Source organism: Ferrimonas senticii DSM 18821 (assembly GCF_000422665.1).
Taxonomy (GTDB): domain Bacteria; phylum Pseudomonadota; class Gammaproteobacteria; order Enterobacterales; family Shewanellaceae; genus Ferrimonas; species Ferrimonas senticii.
Genome location: NZ_KE383898.1, coordinates 52926 through 79163, shown reverse-complemented (window position 1 = coordinate 79163; position 26238 = coordinate 52926). Strand labels below are relative to the sequence as shown.

Genomic DNA, 26238 nt, shown 5'->3' with positions numbered 1-26238 from the left:
TTGCCAATGAAGATGGTCTTCGGCATGCGTCTATCGGGACAACACTATGACCAAAGGAAAAGCGACCTCGTTCGACATCGCCCATCTGGCTGGTGTCTCCCAATCCACAGTTTCTCGTGCGCTACGTAACAGCCCCTTGGTCAAGGCGGAAACCATTGAACGCGTCCATGAAATTGCGCGGCAACTGAACTACAAAGTCGATAAAAACGCCTCCGCTCTGCGTTTGCAACGCGCTGAAACACTCGCGCTGCTGCTGTTTGAAGATCCCACCAGCGATGATTCGCTGATCAATCCATTTTTTCATGCGATGCTCGGCAGCATTACCCGTGCTTGTGCCCGTCATGGCTACGATCTGCTGGTGTCATTCCAGCAACTGTCCGACGACTGGACCGCCGATTACGACGATAACCACAAAGCCGATGGCCTGATCTTGCTCGGCTATGGCGACGATCTGAACTATCAACCTAAGCTCAAACAGCTTGAACAACAGGGCACCCACTTTGTGCGTTGGGGGCCGCAATCGGCCCTTGGCATCGCTGTTGGCTGCGACAACCTGCGCGGTGGTTACGATGCCACCGCCCATCTGTTGGAGCTGGGCCGAAAGCGGATCGCCTTCTTGGGCGACGCTTCAGAGCATTCGCCGGAATTTTTACAACGCTACCAAGGCTATGCGCAGGCGCTAGTGGCCCATGGCATGGCGTTAGAACCGCGCTTGCAGCAAAGCGCCATCACCACCGAAAACGCCGGCTATCATGCGGTTAACCAGTTGTTCGATGACAACATTCGGTTTGATGCAATCTTTGCCGCCAGCGATCTGATCGCCATCGGCGCCATGCAGGGGATCAAAGAGCGCGGTCTTAAAATCCCCGCTGATATCGCCGTGGTCGGCTTTGATGATATCCAAGTGGCGCAATTTACCTCGCCACCACTGACCACCGTCCGCCAAGATCCGCATCTGGCCGGTGAAGCCTTGGTGGAAAGTTTGGTACAACAGATCGCCGGTAACCGCGTCAGTGATATCACCATTCCGACCGAACTTATCATCCGCCAAAGCTGCGAAAACTAAATAGTTAGCCAAGTGCTCTTCCGCTCTTGCGTTCAATTACAGCCGCAGCAGCGGCTGCAATTGCTCGGCCAGATTGCTGTCCATAACTGGCGCATCCAGCAGCCACACCTGCACCGAATTGGCTGGCAGTTCCACCTCGATAACGCCGTTGCTGGTCGCGGCCGACAACGCTTCTTGCCAATCGCCCGCTTGCAAACGGTGGCTAAAACGCTGCTTGCTGTTGCCTTTATTCAGCAACACCAGCGCCTGCTGCGCTACGCCATCGTGCTGATAGACGCGCATAAACGCGGCACGATCGCCCTGCATCTCCAGTGGCAACATCAAGCCACGCTGCAGTGCTACGCTTTGCTGCCGAACCTTAGCAATGCGCATCATCGCTTGGCGGATCGGGTGCTGTTTGGCTTGCTCGATACGCTCGACGCCAAAGTAGTTACGATTGCCCAGATGCTCGCCCTTGCCCCGTTCAAAACCTATCTCTGAACCGTAATAGATCACCGGAATACCACGGGCAGTGAACAACCAGTTGTGGGCATTAATGAAGCCCTCGTCACTGGTATCAACCCGTGGCATATCATGGTTGTCATAGAAGGTGGTGAGCTCATAGGGATTGGCGTAGGTGCCTTGGTTGCCATCAAGGAACAGCGTTGGCAACAACGTTTCAAAGCCGGCGCCTTGTTCCAGTACTTGCGCCAGCGCCTGCTTCTGCGGGAAGTCGAGCACGCTCATGCCGCCGGCGTTGTCGAAGGTAAACTTGCCAATCTCCTCGGCATCAAAGGAGTACACCTCGCCAAACATAAACAGATCCGGGTATTCGGTACGAATGCGGGTACTGAACTGTTGCCACACCTCGGGGCTGACGTGCTTAACGGTATCCAGACGAAACGCCCCTGCCCCCTGACCAAGCCACTTCAAATAAGCACCGACCAGATAATCCATCACTTGCGGATCGGAGAAATCGAAATCCGCCAGTTGGGTTAAATCGCGCTTATTGGCAAACATCGCCTGCAGCGGCTTGCTGCGATCTAACTGTTCTGGAGCCAGATTGCCGTGATCCGCCAGCAAGCGGCCATCTTCAGCAAAAATTTGGCCATATTCCGGCTGCTTGGTCGGCATGCTATACGCCGGTGAGCCGTGATTAATGACCACATCCAGCACCGTGGTCAGCCCATGTTGTTGAAGCCCTGCGGTCAGCTGTTGGTAGTTAAGATCGGCCGAGGGCAGATGCTCATCAACCTGATAGAAATTACTGGCCCAATAGCCGTGATAAGCGGACTTGCCTAAGTCCATGCCAAAGCCATCCAGTTGAATGCGATCGCCGCCGCTAAACGCTTGCGCTGGGTTATCTACGATCGGAGTCATCCATACCGCCCCAAAGCCCATCTCGGCAATGTAATCCGCCTGCGATAGCAGCCCTTTAAAATCACCGCCCAGATAACCAACATTGGCGGGACTGCCAGCAATCAATTCAATCGGACGGTTATAGCCGCTGCTATCGGCAAAATTATTAGCCGGATCGCCGTCAACAAAGCGGTCGGTCAGAACAAAATAAACCGCCTTACTGGCAAACGGGTGCAAGGTGCCATAGTAGCTTGGTAAATCAGAGTAGCTTGGTAGGTCAGGTAAGCCAGAGCCACTGACTAAAGCTGCTGGCTGTACGCTGCCTGCCGCAGCAGGCGCCGATAACGGGGGCTCAGTGCTGGCGCAAGCGCTCAACCAGGCGCTGCTGATCGCTACCAGCAGCGGTTTGATCATCGTTGTTGGCAACCGGTTCATTGATGGGCTTCCTTTCCATTGGTTTGCAAATCGGTTTGTGGTTTCAGAGCAAATACCGCCAACGCAGCAATCAACCAACTGATCGCCCCCAGCAGTAAGGCGTAGATTGGATCGTTATTGAAGCCCAACCGCAGCAGCAGGCCGAGCACCGTCGCAGCCACTAATTGCGGGATAACAATAAAGAAGTTAAAAATTCCCATATACACCCCAAGCTTCTGCACCGGCAACGCGCCGCTGAGCATGGCGTAGGGCAACGACAATATCGACGCCCACGCAAAGCCAACCCCAATCATCGACAGCATCAGGTAATCTGGATCGTCAATAAACAGGAATGACGCCAACCCCAGCGCCCCCAGCAGCAGGTTAATTTGGTGGGTGAACCGGATGCCCAAGGCGTTGACCATCATCGGAATAAATATCGCCGCCAGCGCCGCGAAGCCGTTGTAACCGGCAAACAGAACCCCGACCCAATTAGCCCCCTGGTTGTAGGCTTCGCTGGTCGGATCGCTGCTACCAAAATGGCTTGAGGTGACCGCCGAGGTGGTAAAAATCCACATCGCAAACAGCGCAAACCACGAGAAGAACTGCACCACCGCCAACCGCTTCATCACCGGCGGCATCGCGAACAGATCGTTGATGATGATATTGAGGCCACTGGGCTTACCTTGATCGCAGGTTTGCGCTTGCCACAATTGCAGCACGCCGAATAGCCCAAGGCCGATGGTTAGAATGTAGAGCTCTTTATCAAGGCTTAACGACCACACCAACACGGTGGCAACGACACCGGCCAGTAACCAACCAAAACCGCCACTACGCCATTTGCTGGTACTGCGGTTGACCGGTTCGAGCTGCGCCGGCTCATTTTGATGAAACGCCGCCAACTGTTCAGGGCTGTACTCTTTGCTGGTAAATACCGTCCACAATACCGCCAGCAGTAACACCGCCGCGCCAGCGTAAAAGGAGTAAACCACGGTATCTGGCAACGCACCATCGGCAGCGGTATTGCTGACCCCAGCCCAATCAAACAACCACGGCAGCATCGACGCCACCACCGCACCGACGCCAATAAAGAAACTTTGCAGCGCATAGCCCTGAGGCTGCTGTTTTTTTGGCAGATTATCACCAACGAAAGCGCGGAACGGTTCCATCGACACATTCAAAGAGGCGTCTAAAATCCACAGCATCCCCGCCGCCATCCACAGCACCGAGGAGTTAGGCATCAGCACCAGCGACAACGAGGTGGCGATGGCGCCATAAAGAAAATAGGGCCGCCGCCGACCTAAGCGAGTCCAAGTGCGGTCACTGAAATGACCAATGATCGGCTGCACTAGCAAGCCGGTAACGGGACCGGCAATCCACAGGATCGGCAATTGATCCATATCAGCGCCCAAGGTCTGAAAGATCCGGCTGACGTTACCAATTTGCAAAGCAAAGCCAAATTGGATCCCCAAAAAGCCAAAACACATGTTCCAGATCTGCCAGAACGATAACTGCGGTTTTTCCTTAACCATCTTGTAATCCTTTTATGGAAGTGATCCCACCATACCGACAGCGGTCACTGACCAGCAAACCGCTGCATACGTATTCATCACAGGTTATTGCCGCTGTAGCGTCAGTTGCAGCGACGCCTGCTGCCAGCGAAGGGACAGTTGCAGATCGTTGCCTTGCTGGGTAAACGGTACAGGGTGGCCATCGACGCTGACGGCCGCCACCGAGCCAACCTGATGCAGCCTAAGCGTCAACTGCCGAGTTGCCGGCATACCGTCATAACCGCCTTGGCGACTGAAGGTAAACCGCAGCTGATTGGCTTGTTGGTTGAACTGACTGATAAATTCCAGCTTCTCATAGCGGCCATTAACGATGGCATTGGGATCGTGGCCATCGTCCTCGTACATCTGGCCAGATCCCTCGGTAACGCCGTCATCATGGTAGTAGTGCAGGGTTAATTGCTCGCTGGAATAGTCCCCAGCATGGTTATGATCCGCCACCAGCGGCACAAACTTTCCGGCTTCAATCAGCACCGGAATGGTAGTCAGTGATACCGGCACTGAAACTCGCTGCCCGCCCTGATAACGCTTGCCACTAAACCAATCGAAGTAGACTCCTTGCGGCAGATCGAAGGTCACTTGGGTTACCCCTTTATCGGTCACCGGCGCGACGATCATCGCATCGCCAAAGCGGTACGCGTCATCAACGCCAAACAAGCGGTTATCCTCCATCAGCAGCGGTCGCATTAGCGGCAAGCCAGTGAGGCTGTTTTGATAAACCGCGCTATACAGGTAGGGCATCAAGCGGTAGCGCAACTTGATAAAATCACGGACGATCGCCTTAGTAGTCTCATCGGCAAAGATCGGCTCTGGGGCAATGTGTTCCTGCGCATGCGGACGAAATACCGGCTGAAACACCCCGTATTGCAGCCAGCGGGTATACAGTTCTGAATCAAACTGTTCGCCACCGGCAAAACCACCGAGATCAGAATGGGTAAAGCCCAAACCCAACATCCCCATCTGCAGCGATAACTGCACCTGGGGCTGCAGCCCGGCCCAACTGCGGTCGACATCGCCGGTCCATGGGATCATGCCGTAGCGCTGCGAACCGACAAAACCGGAGCGCATCATCACCATCGGCCGCTGTTGTGGCTGCGCTTGCTTTAAGCCGTTGAACACCATCTTGGCCCATTGATGACCGTAGGCGTTGTGGATCTCATCGCCGCGCACTAGTTGGTTACTGGCTGAGAGCTGATGCAGGGTGCCATCGGGGTGCACTTCCGGCTCGCCGAGATCGCCCCACCAACCGCTAATGCCCTGCTCTAGTAAGCGCTGGTAAGCCTGCCAAAACCACTGCTGACCAGCGTCACTAAAGACGTCCAGCAAACCGGTATTGCCAAAATAAAAATCAAACGTCTGCGGCTGGCCATCCGCCGTGACCGCCAAGGCGTTGGCTTCGACCGCGGCTTGCCAGTTACTGGAACTGGTCAAAATAAACGGTTCGGTGATGATCATCGTGTTGATCCCTTGCGCGGCAAAATCGCTGATCATCCCCTCAGGATCCGGCCAGTTACGGCGATCCCAATCAAGGTTGCCCATATGACCTTTGATGTCTGGCCCGAACCAGTACAAGTCGAGCACCACCGCATCTAACGGAATATCCTGCTGCTGAAACTGCGCCACCACATCGCGAGTTTCGGCCTCGCTGCGATAGCCAAAACGAGAAGCGTAATTGCCCAACGACCACCGTGGCGGCAATGGTTGGCGACCAACGGTCGCGGTAAAGTTTTCAATCAATTCAGGGTAATCAGTGCCGCTACTTATCAGATAACTTTGCCGCCCCGATATCGCTTCAAAGCTGAGCCTATCTGGCTCGCTGGCACCAATATCGAGCCAACCGGAGGCGCTGTTATCAAACGCCAACAGATAGTGACGATCCGACAGCACCGCTGGCAGGCTGTAATACATCTGCTCGGCATGGTTGCCGTAACCGTAACTGGCCTTGTTATACAGCGGCATGCGCAGGCCACGACGATCCATCCCGAGCACCCGCTGGCCACCACCTAGCAGTTGTTCGCCGTCACTAAGCGAAAAGGCAAAGCCGGTGCCGGTTTGCCCCTGCCACGACTCACCACCGCTTGGATTGCGATCCAGCGCAGGGCTAATCAATCCCGGCGCTTCGGCAGTAAGTAGCTGCTCACCTCGATAGAAACTGATGCGAAGTGGCTCGGCTTGGATCTCGGCGCGCAGATCCGGCAACTGCAGACGCCAACCGCCGTCGATTTCGCTCAGGCTCGCCTGCCCCAGTGGCGCGTCTTCAGCAATCGCAAACGACGGCAGCTCGCCGTCTAAATGGTAAGTCACCGCCAAGGTGCCCTCGCCATAAGCGGTTAAGCTAACGCGGCCCTCATCGGTATTGAGCGTCAACTGGCTGCCATCCTCGCTCAGGCTCGCTTGAGTGACTACCGCCGCCAAACTGGGCGAGCTGAATGCCAGCGCGATCACTGCCGCCAAATAACCGCTTACCCCTTGGGCTGTTGTTATTGTTGTCATTATTTCAAGCCTTTAAAGTTGCCAAATGCGCGATTGCAGCGGGATAAATTGCGCCTCAACGAACGCGCCGTCAGCGGTAACCACCAAGGTGGCGCTGTCGTTGGCCAAGGCGTCAGTCAGTGGATACTCACCTTCGGTCAATTGCCAAGCGTTAATCAGTTCGCTATCCAGTTGCAGCCGCACTTTGCCGCCATCGGTTTGGCTGAAGTTATTGCTGATCAGCAGTCGCTTATCCCCTTGCCAACGGGCAAAGCTATAAAGCTTATCGGGGTAATTAGGATTACTGGCGTTGGCACTTTGCAGGCTGTGGAACGGCCCCGCCAATGCCGGGTGCGAGGCACTAAACTGCATCACTTTAGCGTAATAACCTCGAAGTGCTTGCTCACTGTCAGACAGCTTGCCGCCATCAAATTTGCCATCGTTCATCCAGCGCTGATGATGTGGCACCCCAAAGTAATCGAAGATGGTGGTGCGGCTGGCCTTGCCAAATCCGGCGTCTTGGGCGCCCGGTTCACCCACCTCTTGGCCGAAGTAGATCATCATTGGCGCTTGGTCGATGGTGGCCGACAGCACCAACGCCGGTAGAGCGTTTTCCGCTTTAGCGGCAAATTCCGGGCTGGCGATCCGCTGCTCGTCGTGGTTTTCCAAGAAGTGCAGCATGTGCTGATTAATGTCCGCAAGACCCGCTTGAATGGCGTCGATCTCATCGACGCTCTGCTTGTCTTGAATAATCCCTTTAAGGGTGTCGTACAACTCGACTTTGTCGTACAGATAATCCATCTTGCCCAGATGGATGTAGTCACGGTACGCCTTGGGGTTGTAGATCTCCGCCAGCAAAAACGCCTGCGGGTTTACCTGCTTAATATGACTATTGAGGTAGCTCCAAAACTCCACCGGCACCATCTCGGCCATGTCGTAGCGAAAGCCATCCACCCCTTGGGCTAACCAAAACAGGGCGATGTCGCGGAACTTGACCCATGAGGCGGGGACATCTTGCTGTTGCCAAAAGGCGTAATGATCAGCGGCGGATTTTTTATCGTAACCGGCGGGCAAGCTGGGAAAGTCATGACTGCCATCGGGACGAACGCCATAGTTGACCTTGACCGTTTCATACCAGTCGTTGTAGTGCGGCTGCGCCGAGCGAGCGCCATTGCCGGTCCATTTCGCTGGGAATTCGGCAAACTGACCATCAATGCGCGGATCCGCTTCACCGCCCAGTGGCTGGAACCCCGGTTGCCACTGTGGCAACGCAAACCCCTGCCCCGTCACGTAATAGAAGCTGTTGTCGCGGGCATACTCCTGGCTGGGATCGTCATTAACGCCAAAATCCGCGATCCCGTCGGGCTTGCCCAAAGAGTGATAATCGCGGGCGATGTGATTAGGGACAATGTCGATCACCACCTGCATGCCGTGGCGGTGGGTACGGTCAATCAATGCCTTAAACTCCGCCATCCTATTGCCGGGATCGACGGCCAAATCGGGATTGACGCTGTAATAATCCTTCACCGCATAAGGGCTGCCAGCACGGCCTTTGACCACCTCGGGATCGTCGTTACTGATGCCGTAATCGGTGTAATCGGTGGCGGTGGCGTGATGCAGCACCCCGGTATACCAAACGTGACTGACCCCGAGCTCCTTGATCCCCACCAGCGCGGCATCGTTAATATCAGCAAACTTACCGACGCCGTTCTCCTCCAGCGTGCCCCACGGCTTGTTGGTTTGATTGGTATTGCCAAACAAGCGGGTAAACATCTGGTACACCACCGGCTTTACTTGGTTACTGCTGCTCTGCAGCTGGCTAGCTTGACGGTTGGTGGCGGTAACATCGGCATTCGAGCCGACCGAATTAACACTCGAAACGTTGTGACAACCGCTTGCCAACAACGCCGCAGTTAGCGCCAAGCCACGCTTGCGCTGGCCAACAGCCCTGTTACTGGTGCGAGTATGCTGTGATAGCAACGCCATTTATCGCTCCTTGATAATTGGGTTTACTTGGATGCGCAGTAGCGCTGAACAAAATCCTGATGCGGCGGCAACGCTTCTTGCAGTTGCCGCACTATCGATTGCAAGTCTTGTTGCAACTGGCTGAGCTGCGATTGACTGAGGCCATCCGCCAACAAATGATACTGCTGCGGCTGCATATTTTGACCGATCAGCACTTGCAGCCACGCCATCTCGGCAAACAGTTCGTCGTTATCACGACTTAGCTGACCGCTACGTTGGAACAGCGCCATCTTGCGCTGCAAATTGGTTGGGATCGCCATCTGCGCCAAGCGCTGCCAGAACGGTTCCGGGCGCTGGTTTTTATGGTAATGCAGAATAATAAAGTCACGGATCTGCTCCATCTCCAGTTGCGCTTGCTGGTTGTAGCGCTGCCGCTCAACCGCCATCTCGCTGCTGGCCGGAAACAGCTTCACTAAGCGCTGCAGCGCCGATTGGATCAGATGGATACTGGTGGACTCGAGCGGTTCTAAAAAGCCGGAGGATAAACCAATGGCGATGCAGTTATGACTCCACATCTGATCCCGCCGACCGGTGCTAAAGCGGATCAACTTAGGCGGTGCCAGTGGTTTACCATCAAGGCTATCAAGCAACTTCGCTTTGGCTTGTTCATCGGTCATGTCGCGGCTGGAAAAAACAATGCCGTTGCCTTGCCGATGCTGCAGCGGAATACGCCATTGCCAACCCGCCTCATGGGCGATCGCGCGGGTGTAAGGCTTCAGCTGTTGCCCCAATTCGCTGGGCACCGCCCAAGCGCTGTCGCAAGGCAACCAGTGCTGCCAGTTGTGATAGCCAACCCCAAGGGTTTCACCAATCAGCAGCGCCCGAAAACCACTGCAATCGATAAACAGATCACCCGCGACTACCCTGCCATTGTCCAATTGCAGTGCAGCGATATCGCCGCTGCCGTGCTGCTGCACCTGAATAATTTTGCCTTCAATTCGGTTAACCCCACGGCCTTCGCTGTACTGGCGCAGAAACTGGGCGTAACGACCGGCATCAAAGTGATAAGCGTGTTCCAGTGGGCTAATTGGGCAACGTTCTGGATAGTTAATCAGCCCGCAGCGGTTGGCCACCGCCGCTTGCTGGTTAAGGGAGTAACGCCACAGACTCTGGCCATCAAATTTGTCGCTATTTAGCTGCGCCCGTAACCAATGCTGATGAAAGGGGGTGAGTCCCAGCTGCGTGCCAATTTCACCAAACGCATGGTGGTAACAATCGTCAGCGCCGCCCCAACCTTCAAACTGAATGCCGAGTTTGAAAGTCGCGCCGGTAAAGGCCATAAATTCAGCCTCGTTCAATCCAAGTGCTTGGTTGAAATTGCGCAACGGTGGGATTGAGGCCTCGCCAACACCGACGGTGCCGATCTGCTCTGATTCCACCAAAGTGATCGACAGTTGCTTACCTAATGTCCGAGACAATAGGGCCGCCGCCATCCAACCAGCACTGCCACCACCGGCAATAACCACCCGTTTGATTGCATTCATCGTAACTCGCTCCCAACCGATTTGGATTTGGCTTGGCTAAGGGCACTTAACTGCTCCCTTAGCCAAGCCTTAACCAACAAAGCCCCTGAGTTAACAGGGGCTTAAGTTGACCAAGTGCAGACTTAGAAGGTGTAGCTCAGGCCCAACATGTAGTTGGTGCCATAGACTTGGTAGTCGCGCACTTGGCGCTTATCTTCGTTGGTGTAGGTGGTAAAGGGTTCATCGGTCAGGTTGGTCGCCTGTAAGAAGACATTCAGACCTTCAAGACCGGCAATGCCCGCTTCGGAGAAATCGTAACCAATCTGCGCATCCACCACGGTTTCTGCGGCCACATAATGGAACTCACGCCGTAAACTAAGGCCGGTTACTTCACCAAGAAAGTCATCACGATAGCGCGCCGAGATACGGGCGGAGAAACCATAGTCTTCGTAGTAAAACGTGCCGTTAACCACGGTCTTTGACAGACCCGGCATTTCAATCTCTTCCGCATCGCTGGTCTCTTTAATGGCCGAGTCATTAAAGGCCGAGGACAGGATCACCCCAAAGCCAGACAAGCTATCGCTTAGCAAACCACCACTAAGGTGCGCTGACAGCTCAATCCCTTGAATATGGCCGCCGTCACCGTTTTGCCATTGGTTGTAAGTACCTGAAGTCCATTCCGTAAAGCTTGGATCGGCATACTCACTGAAGTTACCGGCGAAGGATTCTTTATAGATGAAATCACTGATGTCTTTGTAAAACAGTGCAGCCGACAGATAGCCGTTTTCTTCCAGGTAGTACTCCCAACTGAGATCATACTGCCAAGCGATGTAAGGGCGCAGTTTGGCGTTCCCCAAATCGGCACTCCAAGGTGAAGCATTAAAGTCATCGCTGACCTCGTTGCTGTTCTTCGAGTTATCAAAATTAATCACGAAGCTGGAGTTCATTTGATCCATCCGCGGCCGAACCATGGTGCGGGCGGTGGCAAATCGCAGCCACATATCATCAACCAGTTCCAAACCGATGTTGCCGCTTGGCAGCCATTCAATGAAATCATCACCATCGGTCACCGGATTCACCAACACTTGACCGTTTTGCGCGACTTCAACCTCTAGCCCATCAGAGCTTTGGTCGGTGTGTACAAACTGCACGCCAAAGTTGCCCTTGAGCGCCATCCCTGATAATTCGCTATCGATATTGGCCTTGAAAAACAAGGTGGCGACATCTTCATTAACTAGCCAACTATTGGTGGAGCGAGTTGGGTCGGTTTCGTTTTCTGAAACCAAGCTGTAGAAGCCATCGTTGAAGAGCGCCATCGAATCATAGGCAATCATGTTGCCCATACCGATAAAGCCCAGATTGACCGTACCCAAACGATACTGCTCTGGCACCACGGACAGATCCGCCTGTGGGTTATCGGCATCGTAACTATTCAACGTTAAGAAGAAGCCTTCGTTGATCTTCTGTTTTTCGCGGTTGGAATAGTTCAAACCAAGCTCAATGCTGCTTATCGCTCCCTCGTCAAACAGATGTTCGGCGCTTAACCGAATCGCGCTTAATTCATCCTCAACGTCAGGACGGTTAATAAAACCGTCTTGGCTGCAAGGCCCCTGCGGGTTCCCCCAGCACAATGGTCCACCCAAACGGATCAGGTCATAATCGCTGTAATCCAAAGTGGGGCTGAACACCGCTGAGCCATCTGCGGTCAGCTGGTAGCCGATATTGTCGGTAGCACCAACGCCACTGCGACCGGTACCGCTGTAACTTTCTAAGCCAAAATCAACTCGATCGATGTGGGAATAACTCAGATCCAGCTCAACCGTAAGCTGTTCAGTGAGCGCCAATTTATTATTCCACCCCCAAGAAAAGGTCTGCGCTTCTCGGCGGTTAACGTCATTACGGACAACCACCTTAGCGTTGGGGATCAAACCTTGAGTTACCAAGCCGTTTTCGCTAACCACTGGGTCAACCCCTGTCCCCCACGCCGCCGGGATCTCAATGCCTCGCAGCAGCTGTTCATCTTGGAAATCGGAATAGAACGCATCGATGGTTGAGGTAAATTTATCGTTCGGTGCAAACTCAATCACCCCCATGTAACCGTCACGCTCAAGTAGGCTTGAACGAACAAACGGCTTAGCACCACCTAGCTCCAAATCACCGGTAGTGCCATCCTCCGGGTAACCCCACGCATTCCAGCGCTCCTCTTGGTTTGGTGAGGACATCTTGGCATACCCCAGAGCGATACCAAGGGTATCGTCGAAGAACTGATCAACGTACGAAATTGAAGCGCGATAACCATACTCTTCACCATCTGAATTGAGCTTGCCCAGATCGTTGTATTCACCGCGGGCATTAACCACGATAGTTTGCTCGCCATACGCCAGCGGTCGAATGGTCTGCATGTCGATGGTGCCGCCAATGGCTTGGGCGGTGACACTAGCGTCGGGGGTTTTATATACCACTACGCCATTAATCAATTCTGATGGGAAGTGATCAAATTCAACGCCACGGTTATCGCTGATTGTGACTTGCTCACGGCCATTTAAGGTCGCGGTGGTAAAATCCGGCGCTAAGCCGCGTATCGAAACGACGTTGGCGCGGCCATCCAACCGTTGTGCCGCCAAACCAGGTAATCGCGCTAAGGATTCGGCAATCGATACGTCAGGCAGCTTGCCAATATCTTCGGCGGAGATCGCTTCGACAATAGAGGTCTCCTCCATCTTGACCGCCTGCGCCTCTGCCATCGAACGGCGAATGCCGCGCACTTCCAACACTTCGACGTTATCGGCAACGGCATTTTCGGCGGCCGGCTCGTTGGCGTACGCCACGCTGCTAAAGCCCGCACCCACCAGTGCCATCGTCATCGCGCTTAACTTAAACGGTGACTTGATCATCTTCCCTGCTCCCTTTTGAGGTTTTGGTTTATGGTCTGGCCGCAACCTCCTGACTGAAACAGTTCACCTGCAACACTTAAGCAAACTATCCAGCCCACAACCTGTCAGCCAAATTGGTTATGCAGCGAGAATAAACAGCGCCAAAACCGGGGGACAATGCCATGCATACGTATTCATAACCATTTTGCCACAAAATGGACACAAAAAGGGGCGATATAAGAACAAGTTAGCCGTTAGGTAATCACAGTATTTCCCAGCAATGATGGGCATTAAGAGTATTTGCTCGAAACAAAATCAAACAGCGACACACAATTTCACAACGCCAATGTAACAACGCACGCACACCGGCTGACGTTGCACCAAGTTGGGGCGCAGCGCCTTATCTTGAGTCAAACCGCATATCGCAGCCACAACCACAGCAGCAGAAAACAAAAACAAAATCAATAAATATCAAATACTTAAACTTGCACCTGCGTTATTACACAACTACCACAACAAATAACCACCGCTGCATACGTATGCACAGTGACTCAAAACCACCATCTCTGTAACGTACATCGATATCAATTGGCGTAACGCAGCGCGTGCCACTGGCAAACAATCAATATTGAAGGACAACCGATGAGTGCAATGGACTGGTGGCGAGGCGCCCTTATCTATCAGATCTACCCGCGCAGCTTCGCTGACAGTAATGGCGACGGCATCGGCGATCTGCCGGGGATCACCGCCAAGTTAGATTACGTTGCCAGCCTTGGTGTTGACGCCATCTGGATCTCGCCATTCTTTACCTCACCAATGAAAGACTTTGGCTACGACATTGCCGATTACCGCGATGTCGATCCGATGTTTGGCACCCTCGAAGACTTTAAGCACCTGCTGGCCAAGGCCCACCAACTGGGGCTGAAAGTGATGATCGACCAAGTGCTTAGCCACACCAGTGATCAACACCACTACTTTTTAGAGAGCCGCCAGGATAAGAGCAACGACAAAGCCGATTGGTACGTTTGGGCTGATCCCAAACCAGACGGCACTCCACCAAACAATTGGTTGTCGATTTTTGGCGGTGGCGCGTGGCAATGGGAACCCCGCCGCGAGCAGTACTACCTACACAACTTTTTGAGCAGCCAACCGGATCTCAACTTCCATAATCTGGATGTCCAACAAGCAATGTTGGACAACGTTGAGTTCTGGCTCAAGCTTGGAGTCGACGGACTGCGGCTAGACGCCATCAATTTCTGTTTCCACGATCAGCAGTTACGAGACAATCCAGCCAAGTTACCCCATGAGCGTGATGGCCGTGGCTTTAGTAATGACAATCCCTACGCCTATCAAAAGCACCTCTACAACAATACTCAGCCGCAAAATTTGGCATTCCTAGAACGACTGCGGTCGCTGTTGGATCGTTACCCTAACACCGCGGCGCTGGGAGAGATCTCCTCCGAAGATTCATTGGCAACCATGGCCGAATACACTGAACCGGGCCGCCTGCATATGGGTTACAGCTTTGAGCTACTGACCAACGACAACAGCGCCGCATACATTAAAAAAACCGTCGCCACCTTTGAACAGCGGGTCACTCAAGGCTGGCCCTGTTGGTCACTTAGCAACCATGACGTGGTGCGGGTTGCTAGCCGTTGGGCCCACGGTGAACCCAGTGTTGAACAGGGCAAACAGCTAAACGCCTTGGTTTGTTCGCTGCGCGGTAGCGTCTGCCTATATCAAGGGGAGGAGTTGGGACTAACCGAAGCGCAGGTGCCCTTTGAACTGCTGCAAGATCCTTATGGCATCGCCTTTTGGCCCAACTTCAAAGGGCGCGATGGCTGCCGCACGCCGATGCCGTGGGATCCAAGTCAGCCCCACGCAGGCTTTAGCAGTCACACCCCATGGCTGCCAGTTGATGCCTTACAAAAATCCGCGGCGGTCACCAAGCAACTGGCGGATCCTCAGTCGATGCTGCGTCAGTTTCAACGCTTTAGCCAATGGCGCGGCGACCAACCTGCGCTGAAGTGGGGCGACATTGCGTTTTTCGAAACGCCAGAGCCACTGCTGCTGTTCAGCCGCAGTTTCGAGGGCAAAACCCTGCTTTGTGGTTTTAACCTCAGTGCCGCCCCAATCGATTTTGAGCCCACCTCTGTCAACCTCGGTCCTGGTGCTCTCACCGTAGTCACGGATCACGGCCTTGCCAGTGCGCAGCTGCAGCACGGCCGTGTGCAATTCCCGCCCTACGGTGTTTTTTATGCCGAACTAACGCGCTAACCATTGGCGCGATTTCGCAACGACAAAGGCCTCCATTACGGAGGCCTTTTTGCAACTTCTGGGCAGCCCTAGGGCGATCTCAATCCCACGCCAGTTCGCGGTAATGCTTACGACACATCGATACGTAGCTGTCGTTGCCGCCAATCTGCACCTGCGCACCACCACGTACAGCGTTGCCCTGTTCATCCATCCGCACCACCATGATCGCTTTGCGGCCACAGTGACAGATGGTTTTCAGTTCCACCAGCTTATCGGCCCACGCCAACAGGTATTGGGAGCCCTCAAACAATTCACCTTGAAAATCGGTACGCAGACCGTAACAGAGCACTGGGATGTTAAGGCAATCCACCACTTGGGTCAGTTGCCGCACTTGGGCTTTACTTAGGAACTGACTTTCATCCACCAACACACAATCGGGCTTGTGCGGCTGGTTGGCGATCATCTGGTGCAGATCATCATTGCCATTAAACAGCAGCGCATCACGCTCTAAACCGATGCGTGAGGTCACTTTGCCAACCCCGTAACGATCATCGATGGCGGCCGTCAGCACCAAGCTGTTCATCCCACGTTCGTGGTAGTTGTAGGCCGATTGCAGCAAAGAGGTGGATTTACCGGCGTTCATCGCCGAGTAGTAAAAGTACAGTTGCGCCAAGTGGAGTCTCCCCAGTAATTCGGGCTTGAAGTATAAAAAAAACCGGCAAAGGTCACTACCCCCGCCGGTCGTTTATCTGCGCTGGATTAATTTACGCGTACAGGCGGCGCAGTAGAGTAATCACCACAACCAAAGTGATCGCCGAGGTAACAAAAGCGATAACCGCAGAGCCGGTAATCCCCACTGCCAAGTAACCCATGGCCGCGATAAATGCCGCCGTCAGCGCGTATGGTAGCTGGGTAGTCACGTGATCAATGTGGTGACAGCCAGCGCCAGTACCAGAGAGCACGGTGGTGTCAGAGATTGGCGAGCAGTGATCGCCAAATACCGCCCCAGCCAACACTGACGACATCAATGGCAGCAGCATCGCCATATCTGACGCCAATGCCACATCAGCGGCGATTGGCAACATGATGGCGAAAGTACCCCAAGAGGAACCGGTCGAAAACGCGGTGATCCCCGCCAAGGTGAAGATCAGCAGCGGCAGCAACCACAGTGGCAGACTGGATTGCACCATCGACGCCAAGAACTTACCGGTTTCCAGATCGCCAATCACCCCAGCGATGGTCCACGCAAACACCAGAATGTATACCGCCGGCATCATCGACGCCGCGCCACGCCCCAGTGCATTAACAATTGCCGCCAGCGGCAGACGCTGCGCAAACACCACGCCCAGCGCCACCAGCAAACTCACCACGGACGCCTGACACAGGGCGATGGTCGCGCTGGTGTTTTCCAAGGCACCCATCACAGTAAATGGCGCATCCCCCATGGCTTCGGCACCAACGGCCAGCATAAAGTAAACCGCCGCTACTACCAGTGCCAGAATCGGCAGCAACAAGCCCCATACTGAGCCGTTATCAGCTGGGGTCAGATCTTGATCCACCCCCGGCGGATTGCCTTTGCTGGTATCCCACAGGGCACCGGTGGTCTCAGTACGCTCTACCGCCGCACGCATTGGCCCGAACTTGATGTCAAAGATGATGACGCAGAACAGGGTCGCCAAGGCAAAGATGGCGTACAGGTTCATCGGGATCATTTCCAAGAACGCGGTCAGCGGGCTGCCACCAATCGCTTTATCCGCGAAGATGGTACCAATCAGGCCAACAATGTAAGCCCCCCATGAAGACAACGGTGCCATCACACACACTGGTGCTGCAGTCGAATCAACGCCGTAAGAGAGTTCTTCGCGGGATACCTGGTGATCGTCCGCCACCGGCTTAGCTACCGAGCCAACCGCTAGGGTATTGAAGTAGTCATCAATGAAGATGATGAAACCCAGCATCATGGTCATCAGACGCGCATGACGCTTGGTTTTGATCCGCTTGCGTGCCCAAGTCGCAAACGCCCGAGCAGCGCCGGAGACGTTGATCAGGGCAATGGTCATCCCCAAGAAGATCAGGAAGCCCAGCAGTGGTACGTTCCACGAGTTGATCGCACCGTCATCCCAAAACAGCCCTTGCACTCGACCGGCGATATCAACCGCACCATCAATCGGGTTAAATCCGGTCAGCATCAACACGCCAACCACAATACCTAAACCAAGAGACAACAGAACTTTGCGGGTTAGCACCGCCATCAGAATCGCCACCAGCGGCGGCAGCAAAGAAAACACGCTATTTGTAAATTCGAAAGAAACCATCTTTTTATATCGTTATTTAAGATGGAGGCACTGACGCAGCCAAGGAATGGCCTAGGGGGGCAAACAAGCAGAAGAGATGTTTCACCGTCCTTTTCAGTAGCGCTCCATAGTTATAATGAACCTGTCTGCTTGACAGAGATAACTATGGCAGTGTTGTACCTATTCGATACAACCCCAGCAACGACGGTTGACGGCCATCGTCACTTCGGCACGGACTCCTTTCATTCAATCGCAACGGCGGTCAGCCTTGATTGAATTACTGATAGGCAATGCACCTCTACATTAAGTAGGTTGTCGCCTAGTAAGCGACAGTCGTTATCTAATCACAAGGCAGGTTCCCCTGCCCCGAAGATAACGCCATTTTGTGAATTAGATCTCAGTTTTTTCTAACAAGCTCAATAACTCAGGCAGGACTTGGTGTAAATCACCACAGTAGGCGTAATCGGCCTGTTGCATCAGTGGTGCCTCATTATCGCAATTAACGGCAACGACCAGTTGCGCTTGTTTTATGCCAGCAAGATGCTGACTGGCACCAAACACCCCTAAACCAATGTAGCGTTTCGGCGCGATCTGCTGACCAGTTTGGCCGATCTGCAGATGCGGCGGCAGTAGCCCCGCATCAATCACCGGCCGGGTCCCACCGATGGCAGCACCCAAACGATCGGCCAGAGCTTCTACCTGCAGCCACGCGTCGGTACCAATGACACCACGGCCAACCGCAATCACGGTATCGGCATCACTCAGGTGTGGCCGCTGCGATGTCAATGGCAGCAGTTGCTTTGTTACTCGGCCATCCTCTGCTGGCTGCGGCAGCGTCGTTGGCATTACCTGCTGCAGATCGGCACAAGCCTTAAACGCATTGGCCTCAACAGTTAAACACAACGAGCCACCCTGGTGTTGCCAATGCTGCTCAACACTGCCAGCCCAGCCATGGCGGACAAACTGCTGTTCGGTGAAGGCTGTCACACCAGAGAGCATCGGCCAATCCAGCTTGGCTGCCAATTGCGGCAGTACCTCTTTACCCAGCAGATCGGCAGCCATCAACACCAACGGCCGGCCAACGCACAGCGGCAACAGCGCCGCCACCAGCGTTTCGCTGCTCAACGCTGGCTGCCACGGCAAATGGTTAACCGATGCCGCAGCTGACATTAGCGGTTGTGGCTCAGGCGCACACAGCAACAGATCAAACTCTGGCGCTAACTGCTGCGCTGCCGTTTGCAACGATAGCCACTGGCGATGATTCAAATGGTGAACGATAAGTAATGGTTTCATGAGCGACCACCTTGCTGCAGCAACGCCGCCAGCTGCGACAATTCGGTTAATTGGGTCCCCTGACGCTGAATCACAGTCGCTTGTTGTTGCAAGCAAGTGAGCGACGACGCGGCAGTGGCCACCTCGAGCACCTCAATCGGCGCCCGCCGCGCCTTCATTAAGGTTGGCAACGACGCAAACCGAGGAGCAGCCAAACGCAGATCGGCACTCACCACCACCGGCGCAGCGGCGACGTATTGGCCGCGCCCGCCTAGGGTCAAGCCCGAGGCAATAATGTGGCCCTGATCGATCAGCAGTTGATCAACGCCACTAAATTGCGGCCAGCCAAGCAAGGCAGCCAACCGCTGTGGCAGTTGATGGTTATCGGTGTCCGCCGATTGCTTACCAAGCAGCAACAACTCGAACGGCTGCTGCTGTATATAGTCAGCCAACAGTCGAGCAACGTTATGACCGTCGTCGCCAGCGGCCGCGATCCGCACCGCACGATTAACCCCGAGCGCCAACGCGCTGCGTAACGCTGCTTCTTGCTCACCAACACTGATGGCAACCACTTCGCTTAACAATCCCGCTTCTTGCAGTTGCAGTGCTCGTTCGATTGCCACTTCACTAAATGGATCAATAACCCACTTATCTTGGCCTATTTTTGCAATCGGCGATTGCTGCGGAATCGATTTAACCGCCACCAAGCACTTCATCTAGATACCAAAAAAATCAATTAGTTAACTAAAATTGAATTAACCTAAATGGGGGTTAATTCAGCTAACTTTCGATTATCACATGTCTTGCCAAGACCCCCGAATAGCAGACCAGAAAAACTGATCTGGATCACATTTAATCACTTTGGAAACTTTTCTAGCGCTTGCCCAAGAAACTATTTCGATAAATCATTGGTCAGTTAATTTACAACCAGTGAACTAGCAACTTGCCAAAACCAGAATAAAAGTTGCATTCCCTGCAAAACCTCTTATTATTTTTTGCAGGATATTAAATTATTAACTTTTTAAAAAATTGAAGGGGAAGAATCCATGGCTGAATTCCTAGAAGTATTAACTCATGGTCGTCGTCTGAAAGCCCAACTGAAAGCACTGCCTTTGGATGAACTGCAAGAAGTGATTGCCAAAATGCAAGCCATCGCCGAAGAGCGTGCTGAAGAGATGGAAGCAGAACTGGAAGCCAACGCTGAGCGCATCGCTAAAATCGAAGCACTGCGTAAAATGATGGCTGAAGATGGTATCACCATGGATGACCTGGGTGCCCCAGTCGAAGTTAAAGCTCGCAAAAAGCGTGCTCCACGTCCACCGAAATACCAAATCGAAGTTGACGGCGAAATGGTAACTTGGACCGGCCAAGGTCGAACTCCAAAAGCCATCAAAGAGCGTTTGGACGCTGGTGCAAAATTGGAAGACTTCCTGATCTAATTAATCAGTAAAGTTCCCCAAAAACGGCTGCAAATTGCAGCCGTTTTTTATACCCCACCACTGAGGTAAGACCCGCTGTAGCCTTGCCGTTACCAGCAAATCCAGACTTAGCCTAGCTTTGCTTCAGTTTCAGTTCAAATATCAACACTCCAACTGTGGGCTTGTTGCTTAATCGTCACTCAGTAGATTCGCTATTCGCGTTGATAAAATTTTGGTCATCCCGCTTAGTTATTCTTCATCACAGGGTTGCTTCGCCTCTAATTCACACAACAACGAGCATAGTTAGTCGAAACTAATTGATTACCGAACAACCCAATCAGCAGCGCACAATCGCTTGCTAAAAATGCAACTAGCGCAACTGGCAAAAATGTCAGTGCAACTTTGTTACTTTTAGTTGCACAAATTAGCTTAGTTATTGGCGCCTTGCTCCGCTGGTTTTTATTTAACCTAAGAATCACGAGTCCTCATCAAACTGGCTCATTGCTAGCAATAGGACAATTGATCCTTTGCTATCACCGATTTGGTTAGTTTCGGTAACCCAGCATCAAATTAGCGCCACCAGATAACTGCAGCAATTACCTTACTGGCGATAATCAACGCCAATGTCTTGTATAAATGTCAGTCTAACCACTTTGGTATTTAAAATTGAACCCACTCGATTATCGTTAAACTTTGATACTATTGGCCATTACCTTATTTATACAAACGCAAGGTTGTCGATATGCGCGTCCGATTATTCAGCGCCAGCATGCTGCTAACGGCATTGCTCGGATGTAGTAATAACTACAGCTTTAACAGCAACTTAGACGGTCAACGGATAGACCAATACTTCGCCGTTGGTCAGGTTCAGGTGACTGATGCAGCCCCGGCACACGCCCAATCACTGGGCTTTGTCGATGGGTTAAGCTGCCAAAGCGGGAACCAGCAACCGGTTGCCAACGAGGCCGACGCTCGCACTGCGCTGCGTAAAGCCGCAGCCACCCTTGGCGCCAACACTGTGGTGATCCGCCAATGCGTTGCCCTTGCTGAACTGCCAGGTTGCCTCAGTGCCATTCAATGCAGCGCCGAAGCGTTCGGTATTAGTCAACCATGATGCAATCGATAACCCCAGTGGCGATCTGCCAGTCACCTTATAAACAAAAATTTGCGATTCCGCGCCAACCTAACTTAGTTCCAGCGGCGATTGGCCGTTTGCTTCTTCAAGGTGAGTGTAACCGGGCTGAGTGCCTTCGCGGATTAGAACAATTTAGCCATCTGTGGCTGATCTGGAGCTTCCACCAAAACTTGGAGCAAGGGTGGAAACCGATGGTGCGACCGCCACGGTTGGGCGGCAATCAGCGCATCGGCGTGTTTGCTTCACGCGCCACTTTCCGCCCCAACGGTCTAGCGATGTCAGTGGTGAAATTGCATCGGCTAGTATGCGAGGGCAAACAGCAGATCATTGAGGTCTCCGGGCTGGATCTGCTCGATGGCACCCCAATTTTTGATATCAAGCCGTATATCCCCTACTCCGATGCGCTGCCCGATGCCATTGGCGGCTACGCCGACAGCGCCCCAGCGCCAATGCCGATGCGGGTACTCGCCCAGGCCGAAAGTCAATGGCAAGCCGCCCAGCAGCGTCACCCAGAGTTTGCCGAACTTGCCCAGCAGGTATTGGCGCAGGACCCCCGACCCGCTTACCAGCAGCAGGATGACCGCGAATATGGGGTGCAACTGCATGATCTGGATCTGCGCTGGCAAGTGATCGATGGGGAAAATTGCGTCACCGCCGTCGAGATAATTACGTAATCAGTAGGTAGCGATTAGTAGTTAGTCGTGAGCCATGAACCGTTGCTCTGGCTCTGGCTCTCACTATCAACTGATAACTAACAACTGCTTTAAACTGCTCTTAACTGCTCACCCCGGATGATAATCCGGCTTGTCCCGTCTATCGCCAATCTTCTTAGCTGGATTGCCCGCCCAAATCTCATAGGCGGGCACCGCTTTGGTGACCACACTGCCCATGCCGATCACCGCATGATCGCCAATCTCCACACCATCGCAAATTGACACCCCCGTTCCCAACCACACATCGTTGCCTAAGGTAACACCGCGGCTGGTGACCGGTTGATCCACCACCAAGGCGTTGCTGCCAAGGCCGTGATTAAAGGCGTAGATCTTCACGTTGGCAGCTATCCGGCAATGATCGCCAATGGTGATCCCCAGTTTGCCGCCATCAAAGCTGCAACCATGATTGATGCCCACCCCTTTGCCGATGCGTACTGGCCCGTGCAGAAAGCTGTCGGCACCGATGTGGCTGCCATCACCAACCACAATATCGCGGCCGCGTTCAGCAAACAGCCGCGCGGTTTCAGCGATAAAGCAGCGCTCGCCAAAGTGGACCGTTTCAAAAGCGCTAAGCCGAGCTTGTAAGCTCTGCTGCCACGGCAGGGCCCAGGCCAATGCTTTGGCTTTTAACGATGGATACAGCCACGGCATAAAGTTGAGCCGCTGCTTGTGCTGCTCAATCAATTGTTCCGGCGGATAGTTACGCCACGGGCGGTCGATGTCGTTGGCCATTTGCATTCAGGAAGGAAAATCTAAATTGTCGGCAAGGATAAAGCATCAATCACCGCTTCGACTAGATTGCCGCTTCTGCAACGGCGCTGCCATCTGCTAAAATGCTCGGCTATTTCTGAAGCTAAGCGAATTGCGAGATGCGTACTAGTCAAACTCTGATCTCCACCTTAAAGGAAAACCCAGCTGACGCCGAGATCGTTAGCCATCAGCTAATGATGCGCGCGGGGATGATCCGTAAACTGGCCGCCGGCCTATACACCTACCTGCCAACCGGCCTACGAGTACTGCGCAAAATCGAAGCGATCGTACGCGAAGAGATGAACCGCGCTGGCGCGGTGGAAACCCTGATGCCAGTGGTTCAGCCTGCGGATCTGTGGCAAGAAACCGGTCGTTGGGATGTGATGGGTGCTGAAATGGCGCGCCTGAAAGACCGTCACAACCGTGATTTCGTTCTGGGCCCAACCCACGAAGAAGTGATCACCGACATCGTTCGTAACGAGATCAAATCGTACAAACAGCTGCCGCTGAACCTGTACCAGATCCAGACCAAGTTCCGCGATGAGCGTCGTCCACGCTTCGGCGTAATGCGTGCCCGTGAGTTCCTGATGAAGGACGCTTACTCATTCCACGCTGACCAAGAGTCACTGGATCAAACCTACAACGCCATGTACCAAGCCTACTGCGCGGTACTGGAGCGTATGGGTCTGGCATTCCGTCCGGTACTGGCTGACACCGGCGCCATCGGCGGTGATAACTCGCACGAGTTCCAAGTACTGGCCCAGTCTGGTGAAGATGCGATCGCCTACTCCACCGCTTCCGACTACGCCGCTAACATCGAAAAAGCCGAAGCGCTGGCGATCGGCGAGCGTGGCGAGCCAACCGAGCAGATGACTCTGGTGGACACCCCGAACGCCAAAACCATCGCCGAGCTGGTTGAGCAACACGGCATCGCCATCGAGAAAACCGTTAAGACTCTGATCGTCAAAGCCACTGAAGAGTCTGAGCAGCAGCTGATTGCGCTGATGGTTCGTGGCGATCACGAACTGAACGAAGTGAAAGCGGAAAAAATAGCCGATGTTGCATCGCCGCTGACTTTCGCGACCGAAGAAGAGATCCGCGCGGCTATCGGTGCCGGTCCGGGCTCTCTGGGTCCTGTGGATCTGAAGATCAAGCTGGTCATCGACCGCTCTGTCGCGACTTTGAACGACTTTGGCGCTGGCGCGAACATCGATGGTAAGCACCACTTCGGCATCAACTGGGAGCGCGATGTTGCCCTGCCAGAAGTTGCCGATCTGCGTAACGTGGTTGCCGGCGACGCCAGCCCATGTGGCAACGGCACTCTGGAAATTGCCCGCGGCATCGAAGTTGGTCACATCTTCCAGCTGGGGACCAAGTACTCCGAGTCGATGAACGCTACCGTGCTGGATCAAAACGGCAAAGCACAAACCCTGATCATGGGTTGCTACGGTATCGGTGTGTCTCGTCTGATCGCTGCGGCGATTGAGCAGAACCACGACGATCGCGGCATCATCTGGCCAGTGGCGATTGCCCCATACCAGATCTCCATCGTACCGATGAACATGCACAAGTCGCATCGTGTCGAAGAGCTGGCTGAGAAGCTGTACGCCGAACTGACCGCCGCCGGCATCGATGTACTGTTCGATGATCGTAAAGAGCGTCCAGGCGTAATGTTTGCCGATCACGAACTGATGGGTATTCCATACAACATCGTTATCGGCGAGCGCGGCATCGATGCTGGCGTACTGGAGCTGAAATCTCGCGCCTCTGGCGAAAAACAAGAGATCGCCACCGACGCTATCGTCGCTCACATCAAACAACTGCTGGTCTAAGCCTCGTTGCTTGACGCCAAATGCCGCATCCTAGGATGCGGCATTTTTGTATCTATACTTTGATAATCAAAGACTTTTCGGAGTACCCGTGAATCAACCGGTATGTGGGTTACAACTTAGCGGCGGTGGCGCCCGAGCGGCTTATCAGATCGGGGTGCTACAGACCATTGCCGAATTTTATCCGCGCAATCACGGTTTGCCGTTTCCGATCCTATGCGGCACTAGCGCTGGTGCCATCAACGCCGCGGCACTGGCCTGCCACGCCAGTTGCTTTCATCTGGGGGTACGTAAACTCGATTTTGTTTGGCGTCAGTTTCGCACCGGCCAAGTCTATCGCAGTGACTTTCACGGCCTCAGTCGGCATCTGCTGTCGCAGCTATTTCGCCGTAAACGCCGCCCTCCAAGCCTGTTTGACAACCAACCACTGCGACAACTACTGACTGAGATCCTGCCACTAGATCGTCTACCTGAGCAGATTGAGCGCAGTCATCTGACCGCGCTAACCATATCCGCCAGTCGTTACTATCACCCCTGCAGCGTTAACTTTTTCCAAGGCCAACGGCAAATTATGCCGTGGCAACGCAGTCGCCGTTTTGGTCAACACGCCAATATCACTATCGAGCACCTGCTGGCTTCCGCCGCTATTCCACTGGTGTTTCCCAGCATCCGTTTAGGCGACGATCACTATGGCGATGGCTCGATATTGCAGTTGGCACCACTGAGCCCACCAATCCATTTGGGCGCCGATAAGATCTTGATCATCAATCTGGAAAGCCCGCACCGCACCCAACCATTGGCACAGCGGCGCCGCGCGCCCCACATCAGTGAGCTGACCGGCACCATGTTGGATACCGTATTTAGCGATACCCTCAATTCCGATCTGGAGCGGCTCACTCGGATCAACCACAGCCTATCGCTATTGCCGGAAAAGCTGCGCAGCCAACAACCGCTAAAAACCATCGACACCTTGGTGGTTAAGCCCAGCGAAGATCTCGATGCCATCGCCCGCAGTCACTACCAACACCTGCCCCGCAGCGTCCGCTACCTGCTGCGCACCATCGGCGTCGACGGCGACAGCGATTCCAGCCTATTAAGCTACCTGATGTTTGAAGGCCCCTATTGCCAAGAATTGATAGAACTAGGAAGGCAAGACGCCAAGGCGCAACAGCCGGCACTGCAGCAGTTTTTAAAGCGATAAGAGCAGTTAGCAGTTAGCAGTTAGCAGTTAGCAGTTAGCAGTTAGCAGTTAGCAGTTATTAGATTTTAGAAAGAACCAGAGCTCAAGAGCAGCGCAGTGGCAGCACCATTGCCACTGAGCAGCTAACAACTAACAACTAACAACTAACAAC

18 protein-coding genes and 1 riboswitch are annotated in these 26238 nt (G+C 53.7%); of the genes, 7 read left to right on the top strand and 11 right to left on the bottom strand.

Going from position 1 to position 26238, the window contains the following annotated elements:
• Window positions 1-46: 46 nt before the first annotated feature.
• Window positions 47-1066 (top strand): LacI family DNA-binding transcriptional regulator, encoded by a 1020-nt coding sequence (locus tag G506_RS0113525; RefSeq protein WP_028117318.1) that lies wholly within the window; start codon window positions 47-49, stop codon window positions 1064-1066.
• A 36-nt stretch (window positions 1067-1102) separates the two neighbouring features.
• On the opposite strand, the gene G506_RS0113520 is transcribed toward G506_RS0113525, so the two are convergent.
• From G506_RS0113520 to G506_RS0113495, 6 genes are all read right to left on the bottom strand, one after another.
• On the bottom strand, window positions 1103-2839 hold the full coding sequence (locus G506_RS0113520) for an alpha-amylase family glycosyl hydrolase (RefSeq protein ID WP_240473429.1): 1737 nt from the start codon (window positions 2837-2839) through the stop codon (window positions 1103-1105).
• Entirely contained in the window at window positions 2836-4350 is a 1515-nt protein-coding gene (locus tag G506_RS19785) for an MFS transporter (RefSeq protein WP_051202136.1), read from the bottom strand. Before G506_RS19785 ends, G506_RS0113520 begins: the two co-directional genes overlap by 4 nt.
• Window positions 4351-4434: 84 nt before the next feature.
• A complete protein-coding gene (locus G506_RS0113510) occupies window positions 4435-6879 on the bottom strand; it encodes a glycoside hydrolase family 31 protein (protein WP_051202135.1) in 2445 nt (814 codons plus the stop codon).
• A gap of 12 nt (window positions 6880-6891) precedes the next feature.
• On the bottom strand, window positions 6892-8844 hold the full coding sequence (locus G506_RS19780; RefSeq protein ID WP_084631392.1) for an alpha-amylase family protein: 1953 nt from the start codon (window positions 8842-8844) through the stop codon (window positions 6892-6894).
• 23 nt (window positions 8845-8867) lie between these two features.
• On the bottom strand, window positions 8868-10367 hold the full coding sequence (locus G506_RS0113500; RefSeq protein WP_028117315.1) for a tryptophan halogenase family protein: 1500 nt from the start codon (window positions 10365-10367) through the stop codon (window positions 8868-8870).
• A gap of 122 nt (window positions 10368-10489) precedes the next feature.
• On the bottom strand, window positions 10490-13240 hold the full coding sequence (locus G506_RS0113495; protein WP_035387358.1) for a TonB-dependent receptor: 2751 nt from the start codon (window positions 13238-13240) through the stop codon (window positions 10490-10492).
• A 621-nt stretch (window positions 13241-13861) separates the two neighbouring features.
• Between G506_RS0113495 and G506_RS0113490 the strand changes: the two genes are divergently transcribed.
• A complete protein-coding gene (locus G506_RS0113490; protein WP_028117313.1) occupies window positions 13862-15496 on the top strand; it encodes an alpha-amylase family glycosyl hydrolase in 1635 nt (544 codons plus the stop codon).
• 79 nt (window positions 15497-15575) lie between these two features.
• On the opposite strand, the gene G506_RS0113485 is transcribed toward G506_RS0113490, so the two are convergent.
• The 4 genes from G506_RS0113485 to G506_RS19770 all read right to left on the bottom strand — a co-directional run bounded on the left by G506_RS0113485 (window position 15576) and on the right by G506_RS19770 (window position 19757).
• The gene (locus tag G506_RS0113485) at window positions 15576-16148 is read right to left on the bottom strand and encodes a thymidine kinase (RefSeq protein ID WP_028117312.1); all 573 of its coding nucleotides are present in this window, start codon (window positions 16146-16148) and stop codon (window positions 15576-15578) included.
• A gap of 91 nt (window positions 16149-16239) precedes the next feature.
• Complete coding sequence (locus G506_RS0113480) at window positions 16240-17790, bottom strand: Na+/H+ antiporter NhaC family protein (protein ID WP_028117311.1); 1551 nt, start codon at window positions 17788-17790, stop codon at window positions 16240-16242.
• An 89-nt stretch (window positions 17791-17879) separates the two neighbouring features.
• Window positions 17880-18078, bottom strand: a riboswitch (Lysine riboswitch).
• Window positions 18079-18159: 81 nt separating this feature from the next.
• Complete coding sequence (locus tag G506_RS19775; protein ID WP_051202134.1) at window positions 18160-19062, bottom strand: electron transfer flavoprotein subunit alpha/FixB family protein; 903 nt, start codon at window positions 19060-19062, stop codon at window positions 18160-18162.
• The gene (locus tag G506_RS19770) at window positions 19059-19757 is read right to left on the bottom strand and encodes an electron transfer flavoprotein subunit beta/FixA family protein (protein ID WP_051202133.1); all 699 of its coding nucleotides are present in this window, start codon (window positions 19755-19757) and stop codon (window positions 19059-19061) included. Before G506_RS19770 ends, G506_RS19775 begins: the two co-directional genes overlap by 4 nt.
• A 330-nt stretch (window positions 19758-20087) precedes the next feature.
• On the opposite strand from G506_RS19770, the gene G506_RS0113465 reads away from it, so the two are divergent.
• From G506_RS0113465 to tsaA, 3 genes are all read left to right on the top strand, one after another.
• Window positions 20088-20480, top strand: coding sequence for an H-NS histone family protein (locus G506_RS0113465; RefSeq protein ID WP_028117310.1), 393 nt, complete (start codon window positions 20088-20090; stop codon window positions 20478-20480).
• 721 nt (window positions 20481-21201) lie between these two features.
• Complete coding sequence (gene rcsF / locus G506_RS0113460) at window positions 21202-21573, top strand: Rcs stress response system protein RcsF (RefSeq protein ID WP_028117309.1); 372 nt, start codon at window positions 21202-21204, stop codon at window positions 21571-21573.
• Complete coding sequence (gene tsaA / locus G506_RS0113455; protein ID WP_035387357.1) at window positions 21570-22268, top strand: tRNA (N6-threonylcarbamoyladenosine(37)-N6)-methyltransferase TrmO; 699 nt, start codon at window positions 21570-21572, stop codon at window positions 22266-22268. The genes rcsF and tsaA overlap by 4 nt, the downstream gene beginning before the upstream one ends.
• A 108-nt stretch (window positions 22269-22376) precedes the next feature.
• On the opposite strand, the gene G506_RS0113450 is transcribed toward tsaA, so the two are convergent.
• The gene (locus G506_RS0113450) at window positions 22377-23039 is read right to left on the bottom strand and encodes an acyltransferase (protein WP_051202177.1); all 663 of its coding nucleotides are present in this window, start codon (window positions 23037-23039) and stop codon (window positions 22377-22379) included.
• A gap of 137 nt (window positions 23040-23176) precedes the next feature.
• On the opposite strand from G506_RS0113450, the gene G506_RS0113445 reads away from it, so the two are divergent.
• Both G506_RS0113445 and G506_RS0113440 read left to right on the top strand, forming a co-directional pair.
• Window positions 23177-24889 carry a proline--tRNA ligase gene (locus tag G506_RS0113445; RefSeq protein WP_028117306.1) on the top strand — a complete coding sequence of 571 codons (1713 nt, stop codon included), beginning with the start codon at window positions 23177-23179 and terminating at the stop codon, window positions 24887-24889.
• 88 nt (window positions 24890-24977) lie between these two features.
• Entirely contained in the window at window positions 24978-26087 is a 1110-nt protein-coding gene (locus tag G506_RS0113440; RefSeq protein ID WP_028117305.1) for a patatin-like phospholipase family protein, read from the top strand.
• The last annotated feature ends 151 nt before the right edge of the window (window positions 26088-26238 follow it).

Coding starts and splice junctions, on each gene's coding strand:
- G506_RS0113525 (WP_028117318.1), top strand. CDS start 47: ATGACCAAAGGAAAAGCGACCTCGTTCGACATCGCCCATCTGGCTGGT.
- G506_RS0113520 (WP_240473429.1), bottom strand. CDS start 2,839: ATGAACCGGTTGCCAACAACGATGATCAAACCGCTGCTGGTAGCGATC.
- G506_RS19785 (WP_051202136.1), bottom strand. CDS start 4,350: ATGGTTAAGGAAAAACCGCAGTTATCGTTCTGGCAGATCTGGAACATG.
- G506_RS0113510 (WP_051202135.1), bottom strand. CDS start 6,879: ATGACAACAATAACAACAGCCCAAGGGGTAAGCGGTTATTTGGCGGCA.
- G506_RS19780 (WP_084631392.1), bottom strand. CDS start 8,844: ATGGCGTTGCTATCACAGCATACTCGCACCAGTAACAGGGCTGTTGGC.
- G506_RS0113500 (WP_028117315.1), bottom strand. CDS start 10,367: ATGAATGCAATCAAACGGGTGGTTATTGCCGGTGGTGGCAGTGCTGGT.
- G506_RS0113495 (WP_035387358.1), bottom strand. CDS start 13,240: ATGATCAAGTCACCGTTTAAGTTAAGCGCGATGACGATGGCACTGGTG.
- G506_RS0113490 (WP_028117313.1), top strand. CDS start 13,862: ATGAGTGCAATGGACTGGTGGCGAGGCGCCCTTATCTATCAGATCTAC.
- G506_RS0113480 (WP_028117311.1), bottom strand. CDS start 17,790: ATGGTTTCTTTCGAATTTACAAATAGCGTGTTTTCTTTGCTGCCGCCG.
- G506_RS19775 (WP_051202134.1), bottom strand. CDS start 19,062: ATGAAACCATTACTTATCGTTCACCATTTGAATCATCGCCAGTGGCTA.
- G506_RS19770 (WP_051202133.1), bottom strand. CDS start 19,757: ATGAAGTGCTTGGTGGCGGTTAAATCGATTCCGCAGCAATCGCCGATT.
- G506_RS0113465 (WP_028117310.1), top strand. CDS start 20,088: ATGGCTGAATTCCTAGAAGTATTAACTCATGGTCGTCGTCTGAAAGCC.
- rcsF (WP_028117309.1), top strand. CDS start 21,202: ATGCGCGTCCGATTATTCAGCGCCAGCATGCTGCTAACGGCATTGCTC.
- tsaA (WP_035387357.1), top strand. CDS start 21,570: ATGATGCAATCGATAACCCCAGTGGCGATCTGCCAGTCACCTTATAAA.
- G506_RS0113450 (WP_051202177.1), bottom strand. CDS start 23,039: ATGGCCAACGACATCGACCGCCCGTGGCGTAACTATCCGCCGGAACAA.
- G506_RS0113445 (WP_028117306.1), top strand. CDS start 23,177: ATGCGTACTAGTCAAACTCTGATCTCCACCTTAAAGGAAAACCCAGCT.